Origin of the sequence: Loktanella sp. PT4BL, from assembly GCF_003201935.1 — a bacterium.
GTDB lineage: Bacteria > Pseudomonadota > Alphaproteobacteria > Rhodobacterales > Rhodobacteraceae > Yoonia.
The window spans coordinates 60,451-76,347 of record NZ_QJJL01000004.1; the positions used below are offsets into that span (position 1 = coordinate 60,451).

Consider the following 15,897-nt stretch of genomic DNA (forward strand, 5'->3'; position numbering starts at 1 on the left):
AGACAATACAGCGAAATACCTGCAAATAATGCGCAATATATCCTTATATGATTGCTATTTATACGAATTTCCCGCATATTATATAATATTTACGCAGGATTTATGCATGGCGCTGGACGCCGCCGACCTTTCATTGCTGGCCATGCTGCAACGCGATTCCGCCAAAACGGCGCAGGAACTGGGCGATGCACTGAATATGTCCGCCTCACAGGCAGGACGCCGCAAACAGCGGCTCGAAGCGGAAGGCTATATCGCAGGCTACCGCGCTTTTCTTTCACCGGAGAAAGTGGGGCTTTCGGTACAGGGTTTCATTCAGGTGGTCATGGCCACCCATACCGAAAAGAACGCGCGTGATTTTGTGCAATTGACCAGAACACGCCCCGAGATCGTCGGTGCGTGGACACTGACCGGAGAGGCCGATTATCTGTTGCGGGTCTATTGTCGCGATCTTGCGGCGCTGAACCTGCTGGTCCAACAGGTGCTATTGCCTCACCCCGCCGTCAGCCGTGTGCAAAGCCAGATTGTGATGGAACGGATCAAGCCCGACGCACCCTTGCCACTTTAGGTAAAGCAGCGCGGATATTTCCCCATTCCTCCTTTCCAATGGAGGATGCCACGTTACAATGAACTAGACCCAATTCGCCAGACCAGCGCACCTCGCGCCGGTCAAGAGAGAGCCTGATCTTCATGGAATCCTTCCTGTTTCAAGCGACAATCTATCTCGGCGCCGCAGTCATCGCGGTGCCGCTGGCCGCGCGTCTGGGGCTTGGGTCGGTGCTGGGGTATCTGCTGGCAGGGATCGTAATTGGACCTGTCGCCGGGTTGGTCGGCAGCGAGACGCAGGATTTACAGCATTTCGCGGAATTCGGCGTTGTGATGATGCTGTTCCTGATCGGGCTCGAGCTTGATCCGCGCGCGCTGTGGAATATGCGTCAGAGGTTGCTGGGCTTGGGCGGCTTGCAGATCTTGCTGACCATGTTGGCGATCAGCAGTGGCGCTGTGGCGATGGGCTATGATCTGTCCACCGCGGTGGCGGTGGGGATGATCTTTGCCCTGTCATCAACCGCGATCGTGTTGCAGACCCTGACAGAAAAGGGCCTGATGCAGACCAGCGGCGGGCGTTCGACGTTTTCGGTGCTGCTGGCGCAGGATATCGCCGTAATTCCGATGCTGGCGCTCTTGCCCCTGCTGGCCGTGCCCGCAGTGATGAGCCTTGCGCCGGACGGGTCGATGGTGCGTGCAGCGACCGAACATGGAGACGAACACCATGCTGTTGTCAGCCTCGTTGACGGCCTGCCTGGCTGGGGTGTGACGCTGGTCACATTGGGGGCCGTCGCCATTGTTATTCTCGCGGGCACCTTCCTGACCCGCCCCGTCTTTCGCTACATCCATCACGCCCGTTTGCGTGAAATGTATACGGCGCTTGCGCTGCTCATGGTGGTGGCCACGGCTGTCTTGATGACAATGGTGGGACTGTCGCCTGCCTTGGGCACGTTCCTTGCAGGCGTTGTCCTTGCCAACTCGGAGTTCCGGCACGAGTTGGAAAGCGACCTTGCCCCGTTCAAAGGGCTGCTTCTGGGGCTCTTCTTTATCACCGTGGGTGCAGGGATCGACTTTACGCTGTTGTTTGGTGATCCGGCGCGCATTCTGGCCCTTGCCCTTGCGGTGATGCTGATCAAGGGCCTCATCCTCTATGCTTTGGCGCTTTTGTTCAAATTGCACAAAAAAGACCGCTGGCTTTTCACGCTCGGCCTCGCGCAAGCCGGTGAATTCGGCTTCGTGCTGATTTCTTTTTCGCTGCAACAAGGCGTTCTGGCAGAAGCTCTCGGAGGGCAGCTTTTGCTGGTCACAGCCCTTTCCATGCTGATCACGCCCCTGCTCTTCATTGTTTATGAGCTGATCATCAAACGCATGAGTGACGTCGAAGAGGCCGAGCATGACGAAGTCGATGAACAAGGCACCGTCATCATCGCGGGGATCGGGCGGTTCGGGCAAATCGTGAACCGTCTTGTGCAAAGCGCGGGGGTCAACACGGTGGTGGTCGATAATGATCTTTCCACGGTCCAGATGATGCGAAAATTCGGGTTCCGGGGTTTCTTTGGTGACCCGACGCGCCCTGATCTGCTGAATGCGGCGGGTCTGGAGGATGCGAAGATCCTCGTCGTGGCGCTGGATGATCGCGAGGCGGCCAACAAGCTTGTCAGCTATGCCCGCAAGGCGCGGCCCGATTTGCACATCATCGCCCGCGCACGTGACCGTGTGCATGTCTACGAACTTTATGATGCAGGCGCCGATGACATCGTGCGCGAGCTGTTTGACAGCTCGCTGCGGGCGGGCCGCTATGCGCTGGAAAACCTCGGGCTTTCCGAATTCGAGGCCGCCGAGGTCGAGCAAGCCTTTTATCAACACGATCGCAAGGCACTGCGCGAGCTGGCGGAACTGTGGAAACCGGGCGTTCCGATCACGGAAATTCCCGAATATGTGGCACGGGCACGCGAGCTGAATAATACGCTGGAATTGGAGCTTACCGCCCGCCAACAGGCCAACGAGAAAAAGCGCGCTTGAGCAACCCCGAACTCCAGAAAAATTGAGGGCTACCCGTCAGCGACGCCCGCCTCGGCAAAAGTTGCCATGCCGGAATGACAGGCGACCGCCCCTTTCAGCACACCGATTGCAAGGGCGGCGCCCGATCCTTCACCCAGACGCAGCCCCAGTTGCAACAAAGGCTGTTTGCCCAAAGCATCCAGCAACTGCTGGTGTGCACCCTCTGCGCTCAGATGCCCCGCAACAGTATGATCCAGCGCACCATCCACGGCCTTTGCCAGACTGGCCGCAGCGGCACAGCAAATGAACCCGTCAAGGATCACGGGGATCCGGTGATGGCGTGCTGCGGCAATCGCCCCCGCCATGCCCGCCAGTTCGCGCCCGCCCAGACAGCGCAGTGCCTCAAGCGGGTCAGTCGTTGCGTGAAGCGCGACACCGCGCGCAACCACATCGGTCTTGCGCGCCAGTCCGTCATCATCCACGCCTGTGCCCCGCCCCGTCCAGTCAGAAGCAAGCCCACCAAGAACGGCCACCGCAACAGCGGCAGCAGAGGTGGTGTTGCCAATGCCCATTTCTCCGGTCACCACAAGATCGGCCTCCGGGTCAACAGCGGCCCATCCGATTTGGAGCGCTTCGATGAATTCGTCTTCGGTCATCGCGGGCGCAGTTGTGAAATCCGCGGTCGGCGTGTCGAGCGCGATCGGATAGACATCCATCTTGGCGCCAAAGGCCTGTGACAGTTGGTTGATTGCCGCGCCGCCATGCTCGAAATTCGCGACCATCTGCGCGGTGACCTCGGGCGGAAAGGCCGATACACCCTGCGCGCAGACCCCGTGGTTGCCCGCAAAGATAATGACCTGCGGCGCTGCAATGCGTGGCCGTGCATCGCCGCGCCAAGAGGCATACCAGATCGCCAGATCTTCCAGACGTCCCAACGCACCGGGTGGTTTCGTCAGTTGACCGTTGCGGTCCTGCGCACCCTTGCGGGCATCCTCGTTCGGGCCGGGGGCGGCAGCCAACAGGTCACGGAAGCCGGAAATGGTCGAAAATGGCGCTTGCATCAGGTCCTCGCTCGGGTCAACTCTTGCCCTTGTTTAACCTATGGCGCGCTGATGAAAAGGCCACGGAAGGACGCATTTTGTACAAACACGACAACAGCATGATCGCCGCGATTGATCTGCCTGCCGCACTTGGTTTGTTGACGCGGTTACCGGTCACGGTTGATGGCACGCATGCGATGGAGCGGGGGGCCGCCTCCGCCTGGGCCTATCCGCTGGTAGGTGTTGTGCTGGGTGTCATCCTCGCGGCGACGACTTCTGTGATGCTCTGGATTGGCATGCCTTCGGGGATCGTGGCGGGACTCGTGCTGGCGGGCGCGGTCATCCTGACCGGAGCCATGCACGAGGACGGTCTGGCCGATAGCGCCGATGGCCTTTGGGGTGGCTGGGACAAGGACCGCCGGTTGGCGATCATGAAGGACAGCCATATCGGCGTCTACGGCGTTTGCGCAATTGGCCTTTCGCTCTTGATCCGCTGGCTTGCGCTGGTGGTAATCGTGTCGCTGGGGGCCTATTGGGTCGCCTTTATTGCGGCAGGTGCCGTCAGCCGTGCGGCAATGGTGGTGTTGATGGCGATGCTGCCAAATGCCCGTGACGGCGGATTAAGCAGATCGGTTGGCCGCCCCCCGACTGCGGCAGTTTGGTTGGCGGTGGTCATCGCCATCGGATTTGCACTGCTATGCGGATATCCGTGGGTAATCCTCTTTGCTACAATGTCGGCCCTGTGTTGTGGCGCGATTGCACGTGCCAAAATCGGCGGCCAGACCGGCGATATTCTTGGCGCCACACAGCAGGTTACCGAAATGGTTGCCCTGATCACAATCGTGGTGTCGATTACTTAAGGCAACGGCCCACAGGCCAAGGCGGTCGCAAAAGACTCTCGGTCGATATGCGCACCGATGCTGCGGGTCGTCAGCTGACCGTCGATCAGCCTTGTCGCCATGACGTCAGTCCAATCCGCGTTGGCGGTAATCATCTCAGGTCCTGCGCCGCAATCACGGATGCCGCCGCCAATATCGCGCTCGCCGATCCTGTGATTGGTCAGGCCGGGCAAATCAGCCACGGGCACCAGAGCATCATCCCTATAGCGCCAGACGCGCAAGATTCTGGCCAGATGCGGGCGGTCGATATAGGCGATTTCAATCGCGCCATCCCCGTCCAGATCAGCAACCCCGACAGGTGCCAACCAGCGGTTGGTTCGCCCGATATGGGGGGTCGCTGCAATCTTGCCCGTCTCATCGTAGATGGCCAACTGCGCGCCAGCACTGGCAAGGGTTTCCACGACGATCACTTCGGGGGACCCGTCACCGTCAATATCTGCAAGGCGCGGCGCCACATCCTCGAACACGCGGTCCCCGGACAGCACAAAACGGCGCGTGCCAGTATCTGTTGTGATTTCCAGCGCACCCCACTCGATCGCGTCGCCCAGAATACCATGGGCATAGCGATCGGTCGGTGCGGCATAGTCTGCCGAGACAATCGTTTCAGCGCAGGCAGAGGTGGCCATGACGGCCACCCATGCAATGGTCCGTATCAAATCTGCTTTTCCGGCATCTGCACGCGCAGACCGTCCAGAGCATCAGTGACTTTCAACTGGCAGGTCAGGCGGGATTTGACGGGATCAGGTTCGTAGGCAAAATCCAGCATGTCCTCTTCCATCGCATCCTTGGCAGGAAGCTTCTCGACCCATGCGTCATCAACGTAGACGTGGCATGTGGAGCAGGCGCAAGCGCCACCGCAATCGGCCTCGATGCCGGGAATTCCGTTGTCACGTGCACCTTCCATCACGGTGAGCCCGTTGGCGACGTCCACAACATGCTCTTTGCCGCCATGTTCCACGTAAGTAATCTTGGCCATTCTTGTCTGTCCCTTATGAAATCGTTCTGGTCCGGCATTAAGTAGTGCACGTTATTCATGCTCGCCACCCCCAATTTGACAGATATCGGTCGCTGACAGCTTTGTGCACCGGGGGAACACGCAACCTGACTGTTGGCTCAAGCCCGTCTTGGGATCCGGATTATCGTATGAAAAAGGCGGCCTCGGAGGCCGCCTTTTTATCGCAGATGTGATCGCTTAGTCTTCCAGTACGAGGGCCACAAAGCGCGGGTCTCCGCCGCGGCGCACCAAGAGCAGAAGCGATTTACGCCCGGCCTCTGTGGCTGCTTCAATCCGGCCCTCCAGATCCGAAATCGTAGCCACTGCCTCTTGGCCGGCCTCGGTGATGACGTCACCTTCCAGCAGGCCTTTGGATGCAGCCTCGGAGTCGGGGTCGATCGCTGTGATCACCAGACCCGTGTCGACACTCAATGAAAACTGATCGGTCAGTTCAGGGGTGATTTCAGAGAGCGTCAGACCAAGAATTTTGGACTGCTCCGGCTCGGCCTCTTCCGTTGACGCAGGGAATGCTACCGCCTCAGAGGTTTCACGCCGACCCAGGACAACAAGCAGATCTTCCATCTCACCGTTGCGCAGCACGCCTACGGGCACTTCTGTACCTACCGGGGAGTTGCCGACGATCCGCACCAGTTCGCGGGTATCTTCAATTTCGATCCCGTCGAAATTCAGGATCACGTCTCCAGCGAGCATTCCTGCGTTCTCTGCAGGTCCGGGCGGTACATCGGTGACGAGCGCACCACGGGCCATATCAAGACCTTCGATTGCATCAACCATGTCCGGTGTGACGTCCTGAATACGCACACCCAACCAGCCGCGGCGTGTTTCGCCGAATTCGATCAGCTGGTCCACCACATTGGTCACAACAGCCGATGACATCGCAAAACCGATACCGATCGAGCCGCCATTAGGCGAGAGGATCGCGGTGTTCACGCCGATGACTTCACCGTCCATATTGAACAATGGACCACCCGAGTTACCGCGGTTGATGGCTGCGTCGGTCTGGATGTAGTCATCATAGGTGCCGGAAAGCGCACGGTTGCGGGCAGACACGATCCCGGCAGAGACCGAAAAGCCCTGCCCCAAGGGGTTACCCATCGCCATGACCCAGTCACCGACGCGTGCGCCTTCGGCGTTGCTGTCACCGAATTCAACGAATGGCAGGTTGTCGAGGTCAACTTTGAGAACGGCGATATCGGTGTTGGGATCGGTGCCGATCAACTCGGCAGGTACACCGGGTTCACCGCCCGGGAAGAATTCAATCAGGATTTCATCCGCACCTTCAATCACGTGGTTGTTGGTCACGATGAAACCATCCTCGGAGATCACGAAACCGGAGCCCAGCGCCGACGAACGGCGTGTGCCTTGTCCCGGCCCCCGGTCAAGATCGTTGAAGAAATCCTCAAATGGTGACCCGTCAGGAACAAGCCCCTGAGGCCCTGTGCGACCGGCCACGGTCGTGCTGGTCGTGATGTTGACGACGGCCGGGCTGACCTGTTCGGCCAGATCAGCGAATGTTTCGGGACGTTGCTGCGCGCTGGCGAATGTCACCTGCGCAAGGACCATGGCGAAAGCGACCGCCAAGGTCGTGACGAAAGCCATCAAAAGACCACGCGTGCGCTGCTGATCTCGACTGACTGCGATTGCCTTGGACTTCACGGCAAATCTCCTTTTGTTGAAACCGGGGCGCAAGACCGCGACCCTACTCATTTTCTGATGTTCTATGTAGGGCGCGAATTGTGCAACGCAAACTTCACATTCAAATTCTCAACACCACGTGAATTATTGTGCAAGCCTTGAAACACTGGCTAGGCAGTCAGGCCAAAAAGAAAGGGCCAGCACGGTGGCTGGCCCTTCCAGTTACTATAACCCAATTGGTTACTCGCCTGCGGCGCGACCCTGATCGGACTTCAGATAGTTGAAGAACTCGTTATCAGGCGACAGAACCATGGTCGAATTGCCCGGGGTCAATGAACGCTGATAGGCTGTCATGGAGCGATAAAATTCAAAGAATTCAGGATCCGCACCAAAGGCCTGCGCGAAAATCTCGTTCCGGCGGGCATCGGCCTCACCCTGAATGATCTGGCTTTCGCGTTCGGCCTCGGACACCAGCTCGATGACGGTACGGTCGGCACCGGCGCGAATACGCTGGGCCGCTTCATTACCACGGGCGCGTTCGTCGGCGGCTTCACGGTCACGCTCGGCCTTCATACGCTCATATGTCGCGTTGAGGTTTTCCATCGGAAGGTCGGTCCGCTTCAGGCGCACGTCAAGCACCTGCAAACCCAGAGGGCGCGCCTCTTCAATCGCCTGATTGCGAATGCGCAGCATCAGGGCGGCACGATCAACTGACAAAATGTCGTTGGATGTCACCGAACCCAGCACCTCGCGGGTTTCAGCCCGCAGAATACTGTCGAGACGACGGGCCGCAGCTTCCTCGCCACCCGTACCGACGGCACGACGGAACTGCTCCACATCGACAATGCGGTATCGTGCAAAGGCATCGACCACAAGGCGGCGGTCGTCCGCAGGTGTCACCTCGAGGGGTTCCAAATCACGGCTCAGAATGCGGTCGTCGTAACGCACCACTTCCTGGATGAGCGGTATCTTGAACCCCAGACCCGGGTCCTCCTTGACACTCACGATCTGGCCGAACTGGAGCACCAGCGCCTTCTCGCGTTCATCCACAACAAAGACCGATGACAACGCGCCGATCAAAACAACCGCAACTGCGGGCAAAAGAAATGCTGATTTACGCATCAGTTGGTTCCTCCGGTTGTCGGTGTGCGACGCAGTTCATTCAACGGCAGGTATGGCACGACGCCCTGACCACCTTCTTGGCCTTCGTCCAGCAGGATGATGTCGACACCACCCAGCACGCTTTCCATTGTCTCCAGATAGAGACGCTTGCGGGTGACCTCAGGCGCTTTTGCATATTCCGCCAAAACAGCGCTGAAACGGCTCGCCTCACCTTCGGCTTCGTTCACCACGCGGGCGCGGTAGCCTTCGGCCTGCTCAAGGATCTGGGCCGCCCGGCCACGGGCTTCGGCAACCACCTGATTGGCATAGGCATCGGCCACGTTCTGAACGCGGTCACGTTCCTGCTCGGCATCCTGTACCGCGCGGAATGACGCGATGACCGGTTCGGGCGGATCGGCTTTGTCAAAGTTGACGCGGATGACTGAGATGCCCGAGTCGTAGCTGTCGAGCGTTTCCTGAATCATGTCGCGCAGGCGGTCAGCAATGGCGCCACGATCACGGTTGAGGATCGGGGCCAGTTCCGACTGGGAAATGATCTCGCGCATGGCTGATTCAGAGACGGCTTCGATCGTCTGCGGCGGGTTGGCAAGGTTGAATAGATACTCTTCTGGATTGATGATGTTCCAGACAACCTGAAAATCGATGTCGACGATGTTTTCATCGCCTGTCAGCATCAAACCCGCTTCTGATCCGGTGCGGCTGGTGCCGATATCGATGTTCCGCTCTGTTGTCACAGCAAGCACTTCGCGCGTCACAACGGGCCACGGCGCAAAGTTCAGACCGGGTTCACCGATTTCCAGAAAGTCACCCAAGAACAGCTCGACCGCGCGTTCTTCGGGACGCACTGTGTAGAAAGAGGCATAGAGCCATAGACCAATAGCCGCGAGAATACCCAGACCGACCGTACCGCGTGTGACCTGTGGACCACCGCCGCCGCTGCCGCCTTGTCCATTGCCACCGCCGCCGCCGCCCATCAGGACACGCAGTTGTTCACGACCCTTATTCACCAGCTCGTCAATTTCGGGAATACTCGGGCCGTCGTTGTTGGGCTTGCGACCGCCGCTACCGCGGTTGTCGTCATTGTTGCCCCCACCTGAGCCATTATTTCCGCCGCCGCCCCACGGGCCACCGTTGTTGCCTGCCATTGTCTTCCTATGCTTCCTTTCAGCGTGTTCCACTAACGTGAACTGTCATTGTGCATGTGTGGCTTGATTTCGTGAAATCAAGCGCTGCGCACGGGTTCCTTCATTGTCACAAGTTCTTCGGCCATTGTCGGGTGAACCGCAACAGTGCGGTCGAAATCCTCTTTTGTTGCCCCCATTTTCACGGCAATCCCTGCCAGCTGGATCATCTCGCCCGCGTGATCTGCGACGATATGACAGCCCAGCACTTTGCGGGTTTCCTTGCTGACCACAAGTTTCATCAAGACCCTGTCCTCACGCCCCGCAAAGGAGTGGTTCATTGGCTTGAAGGATGTGCAATAGACATCGATCGGTTCTTTCTCGCGCGCTTCCTCTTCTGTCAGACCGACGGTGCCAAGTTCGGGCTGCGTAAAGACAGCAGACGGGATCAGTTCGTGATCCACCGCTGTCGGATTGCCCTTAAAGACCGTCTCCACGAAAGCCATGCCTTCGCGGATCGCAACAGGTGTCAGTTGTACGCGGTTGGTCACATCCCCGATCGCATAGATCGAGGGGACGCGTGTCTGGCTGTACTCATCGACAACGATTTCGCCACGACGGCCAACTTCAACGCCCGCATCCTCAAGCCCCATATCATCGGTATTGGGTGCGCGCCCGGTGGCGAACATGACCTGATCATAGACCTTTTCGGTGCCATTGGTGGCCTTGACCCAGATACCATGCCCAGCTGATTTCTGCGGCAATGTTGCAGGTTTGCCGCCTTCCATGGGAACGCTTTTGTGCACGCCCGCCAGATCCTCGGCTGTTGCGGCGCGCATCTCGACGATGTTGGTCCCAAGGTGCAGATCGACGCCTTTGGCACGCATCCCTTCGGCCACCAGACCGCGGGCCTCGTCATCAAAGCCGCGCAGAATTTGGGCACCGCGGTAGAATTGCGTCACCTGCACGCCAAGACCGTTCAGGATGCCCGCGAACTCTGACGCAATGTAGCCGCCCCCCACAATCAGGATGGATTTCGGCATCTCGTCCAGCAAGAAAATCTCGTTCGAGGTAATGCCCAGTTCGGCACCGGGCATATCGGGAATGATGGGGCGCCCGCCGGTTGCGATGAGAATGTGCTTGGCTGTCACATCCTTGCCCGTTGACAGCGTCACTGTGTGGGGGTCTTTCACCTTTGCGCGGGCATCAATGATTTCGACGCCCGACCCATCCAAGAGCTTGCGGTAAATGCCTTCCAGACGGTCCAATTCGGCGTTCAGCTTGGCGCTGAACTTGGACCAGTCAAATGGCCCCTCCTGCACGTCCCAGCCGTAAGCGCGGGCGTCGTCGAACATCTCGGAATAGCCCGAGGCAAACACCATCAGCTTTTTTGGCACACAGCCGCGGATCACGCAGGTGCCGCCCATGCGGTATTCTTCGGCCAGACCCACCTTCGCCCCTGTTGCGGCCGCGACGCGCGCCGCGCGAACACCGCCAGAGCCACCACCGATCACAAAAAGATCATAGTCAAAAGTCATGTTTTGGCTCCGTTTTCTGCCTCTGGCGGGCTTGAAGGTAGATTGGGACGCGCGGCCTGCACGGCGGCGGTGATAGCATCCACCGCATCTGGGGTCAGCATCTTGCGGCTGCAACCGATGTAACGATCTTTCACGTCACCTTGATGGCGAAAGGCAAAGACCAAAGCACGTTGATCCGCTCCGAGGCTCGCCCATTGCAACTCATCCCACTTGAACGAGACTGTGCGCAGCGGGCGATGCAGTGTCAGACCATCGGGGTCCAACCGGCCCAGACTGGGGGTGCGCAGATAGCTATAGGCGATAAATACAGCCCAGACCCCGCATAACAGACCAAGGACAACCTCAATTGCTGTGCCCGATGTGATAAAATCGTACCAGAGCCAACTGACCATCGAGAACGTCAGAATGGTAAAGAAATGCTGGCGCTGTGTGCGTTTGAATTCCATGGATCAGGGATCAGTCCGCGATATCGACAAAGATGTTATCATCATCCAGCACATCGAACCGGATCACATTGGACGCATTATTGGTGATGTCACGGGTGGTCACACGGCCATCGCCGTAACCCACGATGACGACATCGCAGATATCAATAAAGAGACCGTTTTCCACAACGCCGGGTATCTGGTTGATCACAAAGCTGAGCTGGCGGGGATTCCCGATCCGTTTGAGATGCAGATCAAGGATAAAGTTCCCCTCGTCCGTCACAAAAGGCTGATCGCCTTTCATCCGCAACACAACATCGCGCCCCAAGACATCCATGCCGGTCAGGGTTTCAGCGATCAGCCCTTGGGTGATCGACAGCCCGAAGGGTACGACTTCGACAGGCAGAGGAAATGCGCCCAGAGTGTCGACTTTCTTGCTCGCGTCGGCGACGACGATCATGCGGTCGCTTGCTGTGGCCACGATCTTTTCATGCAGATGCGCCCCACCGCCACCCTTGATCAAAGTCAGATTGTCATCGAATTCATCGGCCCCGTCAAAGGTCAGATCAAGCCATTTGGCCTCATCCAGTGTGATGATGTCGATCCCGACTTTCGTGGCAAGCATGGCTGTCCGTTTGGACGTGGGCACGCCTTTGATCTTGAGCCCTTCTTCGCGCACCATCTCACCGAGACATTGCACCAGCCATTCTGCAGTGGATCCTGTGCCAAGGCCAACTTTCATCCCCGATTCAACAAATTCCGTCGCTTGCTTGGCCGCGACGAATTTTGCTTTGTCGATGGGGGACAGCTCACCAGACATCAATCCACTCCGAAATCTTTACCGGCGCTTTATAGGCAAGAAAAACGCCGGGTGCGAGGCCCCAATTGACGAAAGGTCATGTCGCGCGCTGCAGGCTGCGTTTTTCGCGGGCGGATGTCGTATTTGGCAAGTGAACAGCCTGCATGTTCCGCTACACACGCATCATGAGCCAGATCTTGCGCCTGCACTACGCCCCTGACAACGCCTCGCTTTGCGTGCGACTGGCGCTTGAGGAAATGGCCGTGCCTTATCAGACTGTTCTGGTCGACCGCGCAGCCCAAGCGCAAAAGTCCCCTGCGTATCTGGCGCTCAACCCCAACGGGCTGATCCCTGTTCTAGAAACGCCCCACGGGCCAGTGTTTGAAACCGCCGCAATCTTGATGTGGCTGGCCGAGACGCATGCCAAATTGATGCCGCCTTTAGGCACGCCCGCACGGATGCACGCGCTGCAATGGATGTTCTGGCTCGCCAATACCCTGCATCCCACGTTGCGTATGACGTTCTATCCAAGCCAGTACACGGGCAGCGACAGCGGCGCGGTCCTAAACATGACCCAACAGCGCTTGCGTGCGCAGCTTGATCTGCTGGCGGCCACGCAAACCACCCCGTGGCTGGACAGTGAGGCCAGCAGTCTCCACGCCTGCTATCTTGCGCCAATGCTGCGGTGGGCGGCATTGTATGGTGGCGGTGAAGATTGGTTTGATCTTGAAAATTGGCCGCGACTGGCGGCATTTGCCAAACGTATGGACGCGCGCGAAAGTACCATCCGGGCGGCAGTTGCGGAAGGTTTGGGACCTACCCCGTTTTCGCGACCCGCACCTTGCACCCCACCAGAAGGATCAGCGCTCTAGCATGTTTTTATCGGTTTTCGATATGTTCAAAGTGGGCGTCGGCCCCTCCTCGTCCCACACCATCGGACCGATGGTGGCTGCTGCACGGTTTCTGGACCATTTGCGCGCGTTGCCTTTCGGGGTTGCGGGTGTGCGCGCCTCGCTGCACGGCAGTCTGGCCTTCACGGGCATCGGTCACGCCACGGACCGCGCGGTGATCCTTGGCCTCGCGGGGTTTCGTGCGGAAGATTATGATGCCGGCAAAGCGGATGCAGAACTTGCCCGCATTGCCACAGAGCATACGGTCACGCCAGATGGTCTTGGCATGCTGGCGTTTCATCCCAAGGACGATCTGCTCTTCGACTATGGCCCCGCTTTGCCCGGTCACGCCAATGGCCTGATCCTGCGCGGCACAGACGCACAGGGCGATGTCATTACCCAAGTCACCTATTATTCCATCGGCGGCGGGTTCGTGTTGACCGAGGCCGAATTGAACGCTGGCAAAGACAGTGACACAGGCGCCCCCGTCCCTTTCCCGTTCCACACCGCCCAAGAGATGCTCGAGATGGCCGCCAAATCCGGCAAGACCATCGCCGCCATGAAGCGGGCCAACGAACTTTCACGGATGCCCGGTGCCGATCTGGACAAAGGTCTCGCGCGGATTTGGGAGGTCATGAACAACTGCATCAACCGCGGACTTGAGACTGACGGTATCTTGCCTGGTGGCTTGCAGGTGCGCCGGCGCGCCAAGGGCATTTATGATGCTTTGCAGGCCGAGCGGGGCATGAACCTGACCGCCCCCCACACGATCAATGATTTCATGTCGACCTATGCGATGGCCGTGAACGAAGAGAATGCTGCCGGCGGGCAGGTTGTGACCGCGCCCACAAACGGGGCCGCCGGTGTGATCCCTGCGACGATCCGCTATTGGCTGGACCATGTGCCGGGTGCGACGGCGACGCGTGTGCCGGAATTCCTGCTGACGGCGGCGGCTGTGGGTGGCTTGATCAAGTACAATGCCTCGATTTCCGGTGCCGAATGCGGCTGTCAGGCCGAGGTCGGAAGCGCCGCTGCCATGGCCGCGGCCGGCCTTGCGGCCGTTCTTGGCGGCACACCTGAGCAGATTGAAAACGCAGCGGAAATAGCGCTTGAGCATCATTTGGGCATGACCTGCGATCCCGTGAAAGGGCTCGTGCAAGTTCCCTGTATCGAGCGCAATGGACTGGGGGCGATCAAGGCTGTTTCTGCGGCATCGTTGGCCTTGCGCGGCGATGGTGTCCATCTTGTTTCGCTGGATGTCGCAATCGAGACGATGCGCCAGACCGGCATGGATATGAGCGAGAAATACAAGGAAACGGCGCTGGGTGGTCTGGCGGTACATGTGCCCAATTGCTGAGACCGGCTTTGACGCCTGCGCGTTGCCTGCCTAGGGTGACATGATGTCGACCGACCGTCCCTTTCTTGGCGTCATGCTGATGCTGTGTTTTTGCGTGCTGGCCCCGCTGGGTGACAGCATTGCAAAGATATTGGGCGGCACGGTGGTGCTTATTGTGCTGCTTTTTGCGCGGTTTGCTGTGCAGGCTCTGATGCTCTTGCCGGTTGTCGCGGTCAGCGGCAAAGGCCTGCGCCTACCCCGCGCGCTTTGGAAATGGACGCTGGTCCGCACGGTGCTGCATATCCTGGGCATCGGCCTGATGTTCAGCGCGTTACGCTATCTGCCACTGGCCGATGCCTTGGCGATTGCATTCGTTATGCCGTTTATCATGTTGATTTTGGGTCATTTCGCCATGGGCGAAGAGGTGGGCATGCACCGGATGGTGGCCTGCGCTATCGGCTTTCTCGGCACGCTTCTGGTGATCCAGCCCAACTTTGTCGAGGTGGGTTATCCCGCGCTGTTGCCTTTGGGCGTTGCTGTGGTCTTTGCGCTTTTCATGATGGTGACCCGCAAGGTGGCGCGCGCGCTTGATCCGATCAGACTACAGGCCATCAGCGGGGTGCAAGCGAGCGTGATCATTCTTGCGCTCTATCTTCTTTTTCCGTCGGCAACTGGCACGGTAACATTCAGCTATGATGCGGCAACATGGGGCCTTTTGGTCGCTTTGGGCGTGCTAGGCACCTTTGCGCATCTTTTCATGACATGGAGTCTGCGGTTTGCACCCGCGTCGACCCTTGCGCCGATGCAGTATCTCGAAATCCCCTTCGGCACGGCGATTGGCTGGATCGTCTTTTCCGATTTGCCGAACGGGCTGGCCGCGATCGGTATCTGCATCACTGTTGGCGCAGGTCTCTATATTATTTTGCGCGAACGGCAGCTTTCATTGCAACCGCCAGCAGGTCACGCGGCAGGGTAACCAGAAGGGGACCATCCGTTTCAATCGCAACTTCACCCCCCGTTGCTTCGTTTGACGGGCTGCTGAATCCGTCCGGCGTCATGCGGGTCTGCGCGAAAGGCCAGCGCACCCCGCTGAAAGTGACTTTCGCCTCTCCCAAAGACATGAGCGATATACGGGTCTCGGGCGCGACCGCAAAAGACATGCGGCCGAGAGGGGCCACGAAGCTTACATCATGCGCATCAAGCAGCAGAACCGCCCTTTCGGGATGCCGCGCCAGGACGTTCAGCACCGAAAGCGCATGGTCCAACCGGCCCCCGGTAAACCCCAGGCCCAGCACCACAGGCGCGCTGACCCGTGTGAGTGCCTTTTCAAAATCTGTTGTCGACTGCTCGGCAATAAAACGAAGCTGCTGTGCAAATGTGGCACGCGCCGCGTCCGAAAGGCTATCGAGATCCCCGATAACCGCCGCCGGTGTCACACCGGCCGCCAAGAGGTGATCTGCACCGCCGTCCACGCCTACAAAGCTGTTCACAAGGGAAAAAACCGCTGAAATGGCGTCGTCGGCTATTGGGGCT

At 58.7% G+C, this 15,897-nt stretch carries 16 protein-coding genes; 6 read left to right on the forward strand and 10 right to left on the reverse strand.

What is annotated here, in order from left to right:
* The first annotated feature begins 106 nt into the window (after positions 1-106).
* Both C7964_RS14195 and C7964_RS14200 read left to right on the forward strand, forming a co-directional pair.
* Positions 107-565: an Lrp/AsnC family transcriptional regulator gene (locus C7964_RS14195; protein ID WP_110280329.1), complete on the forward strand. Its 459-nt coding sequence runs from the start codon at positions 107-109 to the stop codon at positions 563-565.
* 122 nt (positions 566-687) lie between these two features.
* Positions 688-2,565 (forward strand): cation:proton antiporter domain-containing protein, encoded by a 1,878-nt coding sequence (locus C7964_RS14200; protein ID WP_110280330.1) that lies wholly within the window; start codon positions 688-690, stop codon positions 2,563-2,565.
* Positions 2,566-2,594: 29 nt separating this feature from the next.
* On the opposite strand, the gene cobT is transcribed toward C7964_RS14200, so the two are convergent.
* Positions 2,595-3,605 (reverse strand): nicotinate-nucleotide--dimethylbenzimidazole phosphoribosyltransferase, encoded by a 1,011-nt coding sequence (gene cobT, locus C7964_RS14205; protein ID WP_110280331.1) that lies wholly within the window; start codon positions 3,603-3,605, stop codon positions 2,595-2,597.
* Between the two features lie 77 nt (positions 3,606-3,682).
* On the opposite strand from cobT, the gene cobS reads away from it, so the two are divergent.
* Complete coding sequence (gene cobS, locus C7964_RS14210; protein WP_286163962.1) at positions 3,683-4,444, forward strand: adenosylcobinamide-GDP ribazoletransferase; 762 nt, start codon at positions 3,683-3,685, stop codon at positions 4,442-4,444.
* Here cobS and C7964_RS14215 read toward each other — a convergent pair.
* The 8 genes from C7964_RS14215 to rpiA all read right to left on the reverse strand — a co-directional run bounded on the left by C7964_RS14215 (position 4,441) and on the right by rpiA (position 12,159).
* On the reverse strand, positions 4,441-5,139 hold the full coding sequence (locus tag C7964_RS14215; protein ID WP_502693569.1) for an FG-GAP repeat domain-containing protein: 699 nt from the start codon (positions 5,137-5,139) through the stop codon (positions 4,441-4,443). The genes cobS and C7964_RS14215 overlap by 4 nt on opposite strands.
* The gene (locus C7964_RS14220) at positions 5,136-5,459 is read right to left on the reverse strand and encodes a 2Fe-2S iron-sulfur cluster-binding protein (RefSeq protein WP_110280334.1); all 324 of its coding nucleotides are present in this window, start codon (positions 5,457-5,459) and stop codon (positions 5,136-5,138) included. Before C7964_RS14220 ends, C7964_RS14215 begins: the two co-directional genes overlap by 4 nt.
* Before the next feature lie 216 nt (positions 5,460-5,675).
* On the reverse strand, positions 5,676-7,097 hold the full coding sequence (locus C7964_RS14225; protein WP_502693571.1) for a Do family serine endopeptidase: 1,422 nt from the start codon (positions 7,095-7,097) through the stop codon (positions 5,676-5,678).
* A gap of 276 nt (positions 7,098-7,373) precedes the next feature.
* Positions 7,374-8,255 carry a protease modulator HflC gene (gene hflC / locus C7964_RS14230; protein WP_110280336.1) on the reverse strand — a complete coding sequence of 294 codons (882 nt, stop codon included), beginning with the start codon at positions 8,253-8,255 and terminating at the stop codon, positions 7,374-7,376.
* Positions 8,255-9,400, reverse strand: coding sequence for an FtsH protease activity modulator HflK (hflK, locus tag C7964_RS14235; RefSeq protein ID WP_110280337.1), 1,146 nt, complete (start codon positions 9,398-9,400; stop codon positions 8,255-8,257). Before hflK ends, hflC begins: the two co-directional genes overlap by 1 nt.
* A gap of 77 nt (positions 9,401-9,477) precedes the next feature.
* The gene (gene gor / locus C7964_RS14240) at positions 9,478-10,914 is read right to left on the reverse strand and encodes a glutathione-disulfide reductase (protein ID WP_110280338.1); all 1,437 of its coding nucleotides are present in this window, start codon (positions 10,912-10,914) and stop codon (positions 9,478-9,480) included.
* The gene (locus C7964_RS14245; protein WP_110280339.1) at positions 10,911-11,360 is read right to left on the reverse strand and encodes a PH domain-containing protein; all 450 of its coding nucleotides are present in this window, start codon (positions 11,358-11,360) and stop codon (positions 10,911-10,913) included. Before C7964_RS14245 ends, gor begins: the two co-directional genes overlap by 4 nt.
* 10 nt (positions 11,361-11,370) lie before the next feature.
* The gene (gene rpiA, locus C7964_RS14250; RefSeq protein ID WP_110280340.1) at positions 11,371-12,159 is read right to left on the reverse strand and encodes a ribose-5-phosphate isomerase RpiA; all 789 of its coding nucleotides are present in this window, start codon (positions 12,157-12,159) and stop codon (positions 11,371-11,373) included.
* Positions 12,160-12,302: 143 nt separating this feature from the next.
* Between rpiA and C7964_RS14255 the strand changes: the two genes are divergently transcribed.
* The 3 genes from C7964_RS14255 to C7964_RS14265 are packed head-to-tail and all read left to right on the forward strand — an operon-like array spanning position 12,303 to position 15,340.
* On the forward strand, positions 12,303-13,010 hold the full coding sequence (locus tag C7964_RS14255) for a glutathione S-transferase family protein (protein WP_286163964.1): 708 nt from the start codon (positions 12,303-12,305) through the stop codon (positions 13,008-13,010).
* A gap of 1 nt (position 13,011) precedes the next feature.
* The gene (locus tag C7964_RS14260) at positions 13,012-14,385 is read left to right on the forward strand and encodes an L-serine ammonia-lyase (protein WP_110280341.1); all 1,374 of its coding nucleotides are present in this window, start codon (positions 13,012-13,014) and stop codon (positions 14,383-14,385) included.
* 43 nt (positions 14,386-14,428) lie between these two features.
* Complete coding sequence (locus C7964_RS14265; protein WP_110280432.1) at positions 14,429-15,340, forward strand: DMT family transporter; 912 nt, start codon at positions 14,429-14,431, stop codon at positions 15,338-15,340.
* Here C7964_RS14265 and C7964_RS14270 read toward each other — a convergent pair.
* The gene (locus tag C7964_RS14270; RefSeq protein WP_286163965.1) at positions 15,282-15,854 is read right to left on the reverse strand and encodes a thiamine diphosphokinase; all 573 of its coding nucleotides are present in this window, start codon (positions 15,852-15,854) and stop codon (positions 15,282-15,284) included. The two genes, C7964_RS14265 and C7964_RS14270, sit on opposite strands and share 59 nt — an antisense overlap.
* Positions 15,855-15,897: the final 43 nt, after the last annotated feature.